Genomic DNA, 13,029 nt, shown 5'->3' on the forward strand with positions numbered 1-13,029 from the left:
TGGGCCGGTGTGGGGGGCGGAGGACACGGCGGGGCGATTCGTCGGCGGACCACCGGGTTCGATGACGGTCGACGGGCCGTGGCCGGGGCGGTCCTCCGCGGTCCGGGTCAACCGCCGGACGGTGGAGGAGAGGTGACAGGTTTTTGCGCAGTCGGTAGGGGACGTGGCTCGGCAATGAATTCGGGTCCTATGATGCAGTGAGCACAATGGACCCACGGCCGTCGGAACCGACCCGGGGTCCGGAACTACGGGGCCGACAGTGCGAACGGCCCCGGCGGTCCGAAATGGGGGCGGGCATGTCGCAGCAGATCGTGGTGGATCCGGAGAGCCTCCGGGCCGAGGGCCGGAACATGTCCGCCGTCGGGCAGGACTTCCTCTCCGCCCTGCAGACCCTCTCCGGCCGGCTCGAAAGCCTCGAACAGGGCGACACGCCCCCCTGGGGCGACGACGACCTCGGCGAGAAGTTCGGCATCGTCTACGAAGGCCTGCGCGACGGCATGAAGGAGTCGATGGACTCCCTCGGCACCCGCATCGGCGAGATCGGCGAGAAACTGCAGGGCATGGCCAACAGCCACGAGGCCAACGAGAGTCAGACCGAGGGCGACCTGCACACCCTCGAAGCCCGCGAGGGCGAGGTCGGCGGCCAGGTCCGGGCGCTGTACCGGCCGCGGGGATACTGACCCGGTCCACCCGCGAGGCGCGGCCCGGTGCCGCTGTCGTTCTTCTTCGCCGTCCACCGCTGACGGCCAGTTCGTTCCGAGTCCGTTCCGAGTCCGTTCCGAGTCCGTTCCGAGGGCCTGTTGGTCCGGTTCCGTGAGGCGCAGGGGGTAGTGGCGAAGTGTCGCTGATGTTGCCGGACAGTGTCGAGTGGGTCCTGGAGATGCTCGGCTTCGACTGGCCGACCGCCGACGAGGACAAGCTCCGGGAATCCGCCCAGGTCTGGCGGGACTTCGCCGACCAGGTCGAGGAACTCCACTACCGGGGCGCGAGCGCCGCGAACAACGTGCTGTCCACCAACTCCGGCGACAGCATCGACGCCTTCGGCAAGACCTGGGAGAAGTTCTCCGGCGGCGGCTCGGACGGCTACCTCGCCGACGCCGCGATGGCCTCCCGGCTGATCGCCGCCGCGTTCGAGGCGGCGGCCGTCATCGTGATCACCTGCAAGATCGCGGTGATCGCCCAACTGGTCGCGCTGGCGGTCGAGTTGATCGCCGCGCAGGCCGCTGCGCCGTTCACTCTCGGACTCTCCGAACTCGGTGCGGCCGGTGCGACCGCGGCCACCAAGATGATCGTCCGACGCCTCCTGAAGGAACTCCGGGAAGCGTTGATGGAAGCGATCATGGAGACCCTGAAGGAGCCGGCGGTCTCGGCGATCCAGGGCATGATCAGCGACCTGATCGCGCAGACCGTCAACCAGGGCTTCGGCGCGCAGAACGGCTACGACCTCGGCCGCACCGCGAAGCGCGGTGCGGACGACTTCGTCGACGCCGCGAAGAACTCCGGCCAGACCTTCACCGAGTCCCTCCGCGACGGCCTCGGCTCCAAGGCCGGCGGCCACGCCCGCAGCGGCATCGACCACGCGGCGGGGCGGGGCGATTCGTCGTCCGGCGACCACGGGTCCGGGGAGTCGGGTTCGGGCTCCGGCTCGGGTTCGGGCTCCGGGAGTGACCGCTCCGGGGGCGGGAGTCGTCGAGCGGGTCGGGGTCCGGTGCTGGATCGGGGTCCGGTTCGGGTTCGGGGTCCGGTTCGGGTTCGGGTACTGGTGGCGGCGGTACGACGTCGTCGACCGGGCACGGGAACTCGTCCTCCGGGAGCGGGAGTTCGACCGGCGGCGGTTCGTCGCAGCACGGTGGGAGCGGCGAGGGTTCGACGCCCAACGGGTCGGGATCGTCCGGCAGCAGCGGGACGGACCACGGGTCGACCGGCGGCAACCAGTCGACCACGGTGCCCCGCCCGCGCCCCGACAGCGCCTCCGGCCCCGCACTCGACCCCTTCGGCACTCGAGTCGGCGCCGACCACGCCAACACCGGCGGCACGCCGACCCCGTCCCACGACGGTCCGACGCGGACGGGTGCGGACGGCACCAACTCGCCCAGCCACGACAGTGGTTCGGGGGCTGGCTCGCCGGCGCCGTCGCCCACGCACGACGGTCCGACGCGGACGGGTGCGGATGGTACGAACTCGCCCAGCCACGACAGCGGCCGCCCGGCGGGGCAGGACGGTCAGTCGCACCGGACCGAGCCGGATGCGGGTCGGCCTGCTGGGCACGATGGTCAGCCGCATCGTGGTGAGCCCGACACCGGTCGTCCGGCGGGTCATGACGGTCAGCCGCATCGTGGTGAGCCGGACGCGGGCCGTCCGGCCGGGCATGACGGTCAGTCGCGTGGGCCGGAGCACGATGCTGGTCGGCCTGCTGGGCACGATGGTCAGCCGCATCGTGGTGAGCCCGACACCGGTCGTTCGGCCGGTCATGACGGTCAGCCGCATCGTGGTGAGCCGGATGCCGGTCGTCCGGCCGGGCATGACGGTCAGTCGCACCGGACCGAGCCGGATGCGGGTCGGCCTGCTGGGCATGACGGTCAGTCGCGTGGGCCGGAGCACCAGCCGCGGCCTGGCGAAGGGCATCAGCCGCCGCGAGTGGACGGCGGGAGTCCTGCGCCTGGGCCCGTGCACGGTGGTGACGGGTCGTCGGGTCCCTCACACGGGGCGGATCCGGGGCGCCCGAACGAGGTGCCCCCGCCGCGGCACGGCGAGTCGCCGCACCATGAGCGGGCCGGGGTCGCGCCGGGTGAGCCGGGTCCGTCGGGCGGGACGCCCGGGCCGCGGCACGAGCCTGGCACGGACGGTTCGCAGCACGGCAGTTCGGGCACCGACATGCGGCCGCCGGTAGGTGCGCCCGTCTCGGCCGGGGAGCGCCCCCGTTCCGGGGCGACTCGCGGACGGGGGACTCCGACTCCGCGCCGCACACCCAGGTACCGCCGCGACTGGACGTGGCCGGCCTCGGTGGCACCGCCACCGCGCCGCCGCCGCACGCCGGCACCGATCAGCGGCCGGGCCCGACGTCCGGTCCGGACGGCACGACCGGTCCCGTGGGCGGGACGGGAGTGCCGGGCGGCGGCATGCCGATGGGCGGCGGTGCGATGCCGGGCGGTGGCACCGGATCCACGCCGGGCGGTGGCCGTCCGACGGCCGGACCGAGCTCCACCACCCCGACGGTGCCGGGCCCCGGCCGTCCCGGCAGGGCCAGCAGCCGGACGGGAACTCGACGTTCACCCCGCGCCCGGCCGCCAACCGTCCCGACCCGCGAGCCGCATTCGGTCAGCGCACGAGCCCCGACACGACCCGCCCCACCGGCGGCCGTCCGGACACCAGCCGCCCGGACACAGGTCGGCCGGACAGCAGCCGCCCGGACTCGGGTCGGCCGGACTCGGCACGCCCTGACGGCAACCGTCCCGACACGGCCCGCCCCGACGGCAGCCGTCCCGACAGCAGCCGCCCGGACACGGGTCGGCCGGATTCGGCACGCCCGGACGGAAGTCGCCCTGACGCGGCACGCCCTGAAGGCGGGCGTCCTGACGGCAGCCGTCCCGACGGCAGTCGCCCGGACACGGGTCGGCCTGACGCGGCGCGCCCCGAGGTGGCGCGTCCTGATGGCAGCCGTCCCGACACGGCTCGCCCCGACGGCGGTCGCCCCGATGGCAGCCGCCCGGACTCGGCGCGCCCGGATTCGGTGCGTCCTGATGGCAGCCGTCCCGACGGAGGCAAGCCGGATTCGGCGCGCCCCGACGGCGGTCGGCCCGACAACTCCCGTCCTGATGCCGGTGGTTCGGACTCGAACCGTCCCGACGGCAGCCGGCCCGACAGCGACCACGCTCCGGACTCGTCGCGTCCCGACGGCGACCGTCCGGAGGCGAACCGTCCCGACGCCGACAACCCGTCGGACTCGGGGCGTCCCGATGCGGACAGCTCGCACGACGCCGACGCAACGCACGGAGACACCAAGCACGGTGACGACCCGTCGCACGGCGGCCTCGCGGACAGCCGGCCGTACGACACGCCCGGCGGGTTGGAGCGGCCGGATCCGCAGCACCAGACGGACCTGGAGAGCCGGGTGCCGCGGAACCCGGACGGGACGCCGGAGCGGCATCCGGACCCGAACGGGGACTGGCCGGGGCGGTCAACGGCGACGGGCACCGCGCGCCGGGGCGGGACAACAACTGCCTCGACGTGGCGCTGTCGACCGCGGACACCTACAGCGGGAACCCGACGGCGGCCGCGCCGCGCAGCGACGGCGGGCCGGAGGCGAGCGGGGCGGCCGGGACCGGGCGGAGAGCCAACTCGGCGCGCCGTTCCGGGACATGGGCAACGGCGATCCGGCGTTCAAGCGGATCGAGGACCAGCTGCGGGACAGCGGGCACGGTTCGCAGGCGGTGATCATCACGCAGGACGCCAACGGGCGGGCCCACGCGTGGAACGTCGTCAATCACGACGGCAAGATCACCTACCTGGACAACCAGACCGGCCAGCGCAGCGACAAGCCGTTGCACAACGGCGACCACGGCGTCTTCGCGATCACCCTGGACCCGGACCGCAAGCCGACCGGCACCGATCACACGGGCGGCCCGGACCGCGGCGGTTCCGACCGGCGGCCCGAGGATCCGGCCGGCAAGAACAAGGCCGAGGACGACCCGGAGGAGGGTGCGTCCAAGAAGAAGGCCAAGCACAACGACGGCGACGGGAACGCCGAGGCGGGGCCGTCCTCGAAGAAGGACGACACGTCGAAGGACGACGCGTCGAAGAACGAGAAGCCGAAGACCGACAAGGAGATCATCGACGAGCGTCGGGCCAACGATCCCGAGCACCCGATCCACGAGGACGCCCGCAAGGACGAGAACCTCCGTCCCAGGGAGACCCCGGACGACAAGATCTACGGCATCTCGCAGGACGAGAACCAGAGGCCGCTCCGGAACGCCAACCCCGTCCGCGCCGTCGACATGAACCGGGTCAACCAGAACCTGGACGCGTGGGCGAGCAGCGGCGAGCTCGGGCACGTGCTGGACAGCAGCAAGGCGGGCAACCCGAAGACGTTCAACCGGTCGGACCTGGAGAACGCGCTGACCGGCTTCAAGGACATGAACCCGGGCGAGCAGGGCGCCGCCGTCGCGGCCATGGGCCGGATGAGCGACGAGTTCCACAAGAACCACGGCGTGGGCGCCAGCCCGGAGTCGATGCCCTACCCGTACAACTCCGACCCGCGGGTGGCGGGCAGCAAGCCCGGCGAGGCGGACCCGATCAGCCGCGGCGCCGCCGACCACGCCACGTCCAAGGGCGAGGAGGGACTCAAGCTGTCCCCCGACCTCAAGGACGTCCGCAAGGAGGTCAGGGAGGCGTTCGAGAAGCGCAGCATCAAGGGCGCGGCCGACGTCGCCGCCCACCGCCCCGACCTGAGCGCCCGCAACTACGCGGTGATCGAGGTGTACGACCCCAAGACGAAGCAGGTCAGCTTCGTGGTGGACAACTCGGTGCCGCCCAGCGGCCCGCGCGCCGGGATCACGCCGCTGCACTCCGAGACCCACCTCGGCGGCTGGATGGACCACCTGAAGGCCACCCGCGACCCGAAGGACCAGCCCGAGGTGCTGAGCCTGTACACCGAACGCGAGCCCTGCGGCAGCAAGAAAACCCAAGGTCACGCGGACTGCTCCGGCTACCTGGCGCGCGAGCACACCGGCGTCCCGGTCTACTATGCGACCGGGTACCGCAAGGGCCCCGGGTCCGATGTGAAGCCCGGCGAGGGCCAGCTGACGCCGAAGCAGGAAATGGACCGGGACTTCGGCAACCACGTGGCCAAGGTCGGCCGGGTCTGGCTGGCGATGGAGAAGAAGCGCATGGCCGACGCCGCCTCGGCGATGGACACGGGCGAGTGAGCACGAGCGAGTGAGTGAGGGAGTGGCCGGATGACCGGGCGCGACGAAGCGGCGGTGGCGGCGGCGATCGGTGCCGCCACCGAGCGGCTGGCGGGTGGCAAGCGGGGTCTGCTCTACGTGACCGGCCCGGCCGGTAGCGGTCGCAGCGCGGTGCTCGCCGGCATCGCCGAGGCCCTCCCGGAGGCGATCCTGATCGACGCCGCCGGGCGCACCGCCGAGTCGGTGGTGCGGGAACTGATCGACCGCACCGGCCTGTTGAGCCGGCCGGGCCTCGGCAGCCTGAACGAGCTGCGGCGCGCCATGCGCACCGACTCGACGGCCCGCACGGTGCTGCTCGCCAACACCCAGCTGGCCGGTTCGCTGGCCTGCGGCGGCGAGGGCGACCGGGTCCGGGCCGTCGGCGCGGCCATCGGCATCGCCGCGCAGGAGGGCGCGCTGCAACTGGTCGTCGAGCAGCCGCAGCCGCCCGAGCAGCCCGCCGACGAGCCCACCGGGTACTGGCAGGACGTGCTGCGGCTGCCCACCGGCCAGGGCCCCGAGGAGCTCGCGGCGCTGGCCGAGGCCGTTCCGGAGCGGACGCTCGCCGCGCTGCGGGTGCTGGCCGACGCCCAGCTGCGCCGGGTGCCCGTCGCCGCCTGGGCCGAGCTGTGCCGGGCCGCCGGACTCGACCTCACCGAGGCCGAGCTGGCGGCCGTCACCGCCGAACCGCTGGTGCGGGAGGCGGACGGCACCGTCGGCTTCGACCGGCCCGCACTGGTCGAGGAGCTGCGCCGGCCGGCCGTCGAAGCCGCCGAGTTCCACGGCCGGATGACGGACCGTCTGCTGGAGGCTGACCTGGCCGAGCCGTGGGCGGCCCGTTCGCTGCCCGGGCACGCCGCCGTGGCTGGACGCTTCGACGACCTGCTCGCCGACGCCCGCGCCCTCGCGCACGTCCCGCAGGACGCGCTGACCGAGGGCTTCCGCACCGCCTACGGCGACATCGACGGGTTCCGGCACGGCACCCACGCCGCCGCCCTGCACTACCTCGCCGGCTACGGCCTGACCGGGGCGCCGCACGGCGAATGGGTCGCCTGGCTCGCCCACGACGCCCACACCCGCGGCCAGTTCGACCGCGCCGAGGCACTGGCCGCCGCCTGCCCCGAACCGCTGACCTTCCGCACCGTGTGGTCCCGCTGGAGCCCCGTCGGCGCGTTCACCCCCCGCACCTGGCCCTGGCACACCGAGGAGATCGACCGGGTCTACCCCGCCGAACTCGACGGCCGGCCCGTCGTCGTCACCGAGGACGAGGACGAGAACGGCTACGTCAGCGACGCCGCCACCGGCGAGCTGCTCGGCGAGGCGGGCGACGAACTGGAGCGCGGCACGGCCACCCTGACGGTCCGTTCGCGCATCGAGTACGCCACCGTCCTCGACGGCCCGGACGGCGCGCCGCTCGGAGTGTTCCACCACCCCGACGCGGACGCCGCCGGCGCGGTCGGCGACCTGCTGGTGGCCGCCGGGCCGCGCGGCGCCTACGCCGTCCGACCCGACGTCAAACTGCTCCGCGACGGCCCCGACCACCGCCTGGTCCCGCTGGTCGGCGGCTTCGGCTGGCAGCTGCCCCGCCCGTACGACCCCGCCGAGACGCCCGACCTCCGCCAACTGCTCGAACAGGCCTTCGGAGCCGAGCAGTTGCGGCGGATCGAGGACGTCCCGGACGGCATCACCCACGGCCCGACCCGCGAACTGCTCGCCACCGTCGGCCTGCCCGTCGTCGACAGCCGCACCGGCTACTGGCTCACCCCCGACGAGGGCCTGCCCGCCACCCCCTGGCCCGAGGGCGTCGAACCGGCCGGCACCGGCCCGTACCACCTGATCGGCGGCTGGGTCGGCGCCTACCTGGTGCTCGACGGCTCCGACGGCCGGGTGCTGCGGATGCGGCCCGCGAACTGGCCCGCCGACACCCCGCCCGCCGAGCCGCTGATCGGCAGCAGCCTGCAGAGCTTCCTCACCATGATCGGCGTGCAAACCCAGTACCTGACGGTCTACTGGACCGCCGCCGCCGACAGCTACGACCTGCTCTCCGAACTGCGCACCCGGATCGCCGGGATCGACCCCGAGGCCGCCGCCACCGACAGCTGGCAGTACGTCCTCGAACCCGACACCTGGGCCTGACCCCCGCCCCCGCCCCCGACCGGAGAGACCGGAGAGACCCACGTGACCGACACCACCGCCGCCCACCAGCCCCACCCGCACCTCGGCGGGCGGGCGGCAGCGCTGCGCACCCTGGCGGCCTGGCGGGCCGGCACGGCCGACGTGCCGCGCACGGTGCTGATCACCGGAGACAGCGGCAGCGGCCGGACCCGGCTGCTGACCGCCTTCCTGATGCTCTGCGACCCCGCCGCCCGGGCCGGCATCGACACCGCCGCCCTCGACCCGGCCACCGTCCCGCCCGCCGACCTCCCCGCACCCCCCGTCTTCGACGCCACCGGCGTGACGGCCGTCCAACTCCGCTGGCTGCTCGCCGACCACTTCGCCCCCGGCACCGACCGGGCCGACCAGCTCCCCGCCGTCCTCGCCGGACTCGGCGCCGGCGGCCGGCCGCAGACCGTCGTCGTCGCCGACGCCGACCGGGCCGGGCTGCTCCCCGACACCGAGGAGAGCGCCCGGATCACCGGCGAGGTCCTGCTGCCGCTCGCCCTCAACCCCGGCGTGCGGCTGCTCGCCGACCTGCCCCGCGCCGAAGCCGAACGGCTCGCCAAGGACGTCCCCGACGGGCAGCTGCTGGTCCTCGACCTCGACCAGGACCCGTGGAGCGACCCCGAGGCGCTGCTCCGGCAGGCCGAACTCGCCGTCCCCGAAACCACCTCGGCCCGCCAGCTCGCCGCCGTCGCCGGCACCCCGCTGGTCGTCCAGCTGGCCGGCTGGTCGTTCAAGGCCCGCCCCGACGGCCCGCTGCCGCTGCCCCGCAGCGCCGGCGACGCCCTCGACCTGCACGCCGAACGCTGCGGCAGCGACGAACTGACGCTCCGTCGGCTGCTCGCCCCGCTCGCCCTCGCCGGCCCCGGCGAACCCCTCCCGCTCGACCTGTGGGCGCCCGTCGCCTCCGCCGTCGCCGGCAAGGACCTCGGGCCCGCCCTCGCCACCGGCCGCGAACTGCTGCTGCCGTTCTTCGACCTGGTCGCCGACGAGGACCGGCCGCCCGGCGTGCGCATCGTCCACCCCGCCGTCGCCGACGAGATCCGCGAACGCCTCGGCCGCACCGCCCGCGAGGTCCACCGCCGGATCGCCACCGCCCTGCTCGCCACCCTCGACGGCGACCGGCCCGGACGCTGGGCCGACGCCGCGCCCTACGTCCGCGAACAGCTCCCCGGACACGCCCTCCACGGCGGCCTGCTCGACCAACTCCTCACCGACCCCGGCTTCCTGCTGCACGCCGAACAGGACCGCCTGCGCGCCGCCGTCGACCGGCACGCCGCCGAAGGCGCCGAACTGCCGCCGCTCGGCCGCACCTGGCTGCGGCTGGCCCCGCTGTTCACCCGGCAGGAACTCGGCGTCGAACTGCGCGCCGCACTGCTCGACCACGCCGCCCGGCAGGACGGCCTGCCCGGCATCGACACCGCCGGCGTGGACGTGCCCTGGCGCACCCTGTGGGCCCGGCCGCTCACCGGCGTCGGCGCCGTCACCGCCGCCGTCCGCCCCGACGGCAGCCACCTGCTGGTCGCCCACCGCCCCGGCCAGGAACCGGAGTTGGCGGCCCACGACGCCCGCACCGGCGAACCGGACCACACCGACCCGAGCAGCTCGCCCGCCCCGACGGCGAGCAGCGCGCCGCCGGGGCCCTCGGACTCAGCACCGGCAGCGACTACGTCCGGCTCTGGCAGCGCCACCCCGACGGCACCGTCACCGGGCCGATCGCCGCCTTCCTGTCCGCCGGACCGCTGGCCGGCGCCGACCTCACCCCCGACGGCCTGCTGCTGATCGCCGACGCGCGGGGCATCGCCGCCCTGCAGCCGGTGCTGCCCGGGGCCGCGCAGCCGGCCGGTCAGTGACCGGCCACCGTCGACTACTGTGAACACGACCAACCGGCCCCGAAGGAGAACGAGCGCGTGACGACCCGTGAGCAGGCCATCGAGGCGGCCCACCAGTGGATCAACGGTGCCCGGCCCGAGGACCAGTGGCACCGGATCGGCGTGCACGAGTTCGACCTCGGCTGGGTGCTGTGGCCGATCCCCGCCGCCGAGGCCGAGCAGCCCGTCGGCGAACGCCGCGCGCCCGCCGAGATCGGCACCGCCTGTGCCGTCGTCGACCGGGAGACCGGCGAACTCACCCACTGGCCCTCGGTGCCCGTCGACGAGGTCGTCCAGCTCTACCGCGACAAGCTCGGCGCCGGAACCCACGACCCGTCCCGCCCCCCGGCGACCGGCCCCGGCACCTCCGCCGTCCTCACCTACCGGGACGCCGCCGGCGAGCAGCAGACCCTGTTCCAGCTCTCCTCGCCCGGCCTCGGCCACCCCGAGGTCCGCGCCTGGCGCACCCTCCAGCAGCAGGGCGTCCGGCCCGAGGACGTGCTGTCCGTCTACACCGACCTGCGGCCCTGCGAACTCCCCGGCGGCTACTGCGCGCCCGTGCTGCTCGCCGAACTCCCCGCCGCCACCTTCGACTACGGCCACGACTACGGCCCGCGCTACGACCGCCGGGCCGCCGCCGTGCGCGCCCTCACCGACGCCACCGAGGACACCTTCCGCCGGGCCGGCCGCCCCGCCCCGATCCGGCCCAACCGGATCCCGTTCCCGCGTGCCGTGCCCGCCGCCGCCCCCGAGAGTGACCAGGAGCTCGGCGCCCGGCTGGACGCGCAGTTCGGCGCCGAGCGGATCGTCCGCGTCCAGGGCGACACCCCCGCCGCGCTGCCCGCCGCCACCGCCGCGACCCTCGCCGTGGCCGGACTGCCCACCGCCGTCCCCGAGTTCTTCCGTCACCTGCCCGGCCTGCCCGAGGTCGCCGCGCACCTGGCCGCCACCGGCCGCGGCGCCCGCGTCCCCGAGCGGACCCGTGCCGTGCTCGCCGACTACCTGGTGCTCGGCGACGACGGCCGCGCGCTGATCGCCGTCCAGTGCGGCGACGGCGGCACCGGCACCGGAGCGGGCGTCGGCCGGATCTGGGCCGTCGACCCCGACACCGGCGCCGGCCGCTACCTCAACGCCGACCTCGCCGCCTACCTGCGCTGCCTGTCCCTGCTGGCCGCCCGCCACCCCGCCCTGCGCGGCCTCGACCCGCAGGCCGCCGGCCTCGCCGTCGACGCTCTCCAACGCGAACTGGCGGCGCTGGACGGCACGGTGTTCGGCGACCCGGAGAACTGGTGGGCCGTCGTCGTCGAGCAGCTCTGGGACGGCCTGCTCTGACCCGCCGTCAGTAGCCCGTCGGCAGGCCGTCCACCGCGAGGGCGACGGCCTGCTCGGCGGTGGCGACCTCGACCGGCTCGCCGCCCTGGACCCGGACCAGGAACGTCCCGTCGTACCGCGGCTCGACGGCCGGGCCGACCCGCTGGTACGGGTGTCTGGTGGTGGTGGCGAACCACAGGGTGTGATGGCTGGTCACCGGCGTCAGCCGGCGCAGCCGCGGCTCGGCGAACGCGGCCCGGAACATCGCCCGGTAGCCCGGCGGGTACCGGTGGGGTCCGCGCAGGTCCAGGTGGCCCAGGCGCTGACGCCAGGTCAGCTCCACCTCGTCGAGCGGCGCGCGCTCGTGCGCGAACGCCCAGTCGTGGACGGTCAGGAACGGCGCGACGGTCCGCACCGCCGCCAGGTCGGCGCCGCCGAGCCAGGCCGCGGTGACGCGCACGGCCGCCGCCAGGTCCGGCGCGTGGCCGTTGACGAGGGTGACGTGGGCGCGGCTGAGCGAGACGGACGGTCCCGCCTCCGGAACCCAGGTGCGAATCCACGCCCGGTCCTCGGTCCGGGCGTCGGCGAAGGCCGCGGAGAAGCGGTGGAGCCGCTCCGGCACGGGCAGCGACACCCCCAGATCGGCGGCGATCCGGGCGAGTTCCGCCCCGAAGGCGGCCGCTGCGGCCTCCCGCTCGGCGGCGTCGGGGTCGGTGCGCGTGTCAGTCATGGCGCGCAGTGTAGGGCCCACGGCAACCAGCCGACGACCGCCGGACACCGGCGGCCCGCCGGAAGCCGGCCCAGGCGGTCGGGTTCACCGGTGGGTCACGATCCACTCAGGCCCTCCGCCGGTTTTCGCCGGTGAGGCCGCGGGTCAACGTCGGGTGCGTTTGCGGGGTTTGCGGATCCGGTCCAGTGCCCAGCCGGCGGCAGGGAAGATCATCAAGGCGGCGATGGCGTCGTCGGCGCGGGTGGTCCAGAGTTGGGCGGTGGCGCTCGGCAGGGTGCCGAGGTCGGGTGGGACGTGGCCGGTCGGGTCGGTGATGACGGTGACGGTGTCGCCGATGCGGTGGGAGTCGGTGAGGCCGCCGTCGACCGTGCCGTTGATGGGCGGGCCGTCCAGGGCCTCCAGGGTGTACCGGGGGTAGGAGGTGTTGTCCGCGTTGAAGTGGGTGGTCACCTCGGTGATGCGGGCGTGCTGTTCGGTGCCGTGGTCGCGCAGGGCCCGAACGTCCAGGAGGTGGGTGTGGGCGATCAGCATGGCGACGCCGAGCACGGCGAGCACGATCATCCATCCCGTGGGGTCCTGGCGGGACGCCGACCAGCCGGCGAAGAGGATGAACAGGGCGGCGATCACCGTCGCCGGCATCGCGATCTGCAGGCTGTGCCGGTAGGAGAACCCGGCCAGTCCGCGCACCGCGAAGAACACCGCGGCCCACAGCAGCGCCCCCAGTACCGTGGTCCCGACCGCCCGCCCCGCTGTGCGCATCGTCCGCCCCCAGTTTCTTCGCACGTCCCCGGCCCACGGTACGCGCCCGCACCGTCGCCGCGGCAGGGGCCGCCGAGCGCCTTCGGCGGAAAGTTACACGGCGGGAGGGCCGCGACGGCGGCCCGGACCGGGGCCCGCCGGGTGCAGGTCGCGGCGGGTGTCGGGGCGTCAACGGCGAGGGTGGCGGCGGACGTTCGTGGTGCACGGAGCCTGCCGCCGGGGCGGGTCCGGCCGCTACCATCGGCCCGACCCGTTG

8 protein-coding genes are annotated in these 13,029 nt (G+C 74.7%); 6 read left to right on the forward strand and 2 right to left on the reverse strand.

All coding sequences use genetic code 11. The features are described from left to right. Positions 1-296 precede the first annotated feature (296 nt). The 6 genes from KCH_RS35235 (at position 297) to KCH_RS35265 (ending at position 11,305) form a co-directional block, all read left to right on the forward strand. The gene (locus KCH_RS35235) at positions 297-680 is read left to right on the forward strand and encodes a WXG100 family type VII secretion target (protein WP_035870102.1); all 384 of its coding nucleotides are present in this window, start codon (positions 297-299) and stop codon (positions 678-680) included. 167 nt (positions 681-847) lie between these two features. Further along, the gene (locus KCH_RS41990; protein ID WP_157032331.1) at positions 848-2,890 is read left to right on the forward strand and encodes a WXG100-like domain-containing protein; all 2,043 of its coding nucleotides are present in this window, start codon (positions 848-850) and stop codon (positions 2,888-2,890) included. Between the two features lie 1,066 nt (positions 2,891-3,956). After that, positions 3,957-5,924: a toxin glutamine deamidase domain-containing protein gene (locus KCH_RS40575; protein WP_244305580.1), complete on the forward strand. Its 1,968-nt coding sequence runs from the start codon at positions 3,957-3,959 to the stop codon at positions 5,922-5,924. A 30-nt stretch (positions 5,925-5,954) separates the two neighbouring features. Next, positions 5,955-8,078, forward strand: a complete 2,124-nt coding sequence (locus KCH_RS35255) for an SUKH-4 family immunity protein (RefSeq protein ID WP_035870114.1) — start codon at positions 5,955-5,957, stop codon at positions 8,076-8,078. 42 nt (positions 8,079-8,120) lie between these two features. Continuing rightward, the gene (locus KCH_RS35260) at positions 8,121-9,884 is read left to right on the forward strand and encodes a hypothetical protein (protein ID WP_051653800.1); all 1,764 of its coding nucleotides are present in this window, start codon (positions 8,121-8,123) and stop codon (positions 9,882-9,884) included. Between the two features lie 128 nt (positions 9,885-10,012). Beyond that, positions 10,013-11,305, forward strand: a complete 1,293-nt coding sequence (locus KCH_RS35265; RefSeq protein WP_035870116.1) for an SUKH-4 family immunity protein — start codon at positions 10,013-10,015, stop codon at positions 11,303-11,305. 7 nt (positions 11,306-11,312) lie between these two features. Here the strand turns inward: KCH_RS35265 and KCH_RS38330 are convergent, their stop codons facing one another. Then, positions 11,313-12,014 carry a DUF6193 family natural product biosynthesis protein gene (locus KCH_RS38330; protein WP_051653801.1) on the reverse strand — a complete coding sequence of 234 codons (702 nt, stop codon included), beginning with the start codon at positions 12,012-12,014 and terminating at the stop codon, positions 11,313-11,315. A 144-nt stretch (positions 12,015-12,158) separates the two neighbouring features. Further along, positions 12,159-12,773, reverse strand: a complete 615-nt coding sequence (locus KCH_RS35275; RefSeq protein ID WP_035870117.1) for a hypothetical protein — start codon at positions 12,771-12,773, stop codon at positions 12,159-12,161. Between the last annotated feature and the right edge of the window lie 256 nt (positions 12,774-13,029).

Origin of the sequence: Kitasatospora cheerisanensis KCTC 2395 (assembly GCF_000696185.1) — a bacterium.
Lineage (GTDB): Bacteria > Actinomycetota > Actinomycetes > Streptomycetales > Streptomycetaceae > Kitasatospora > Kitasatospora cheerisanensis.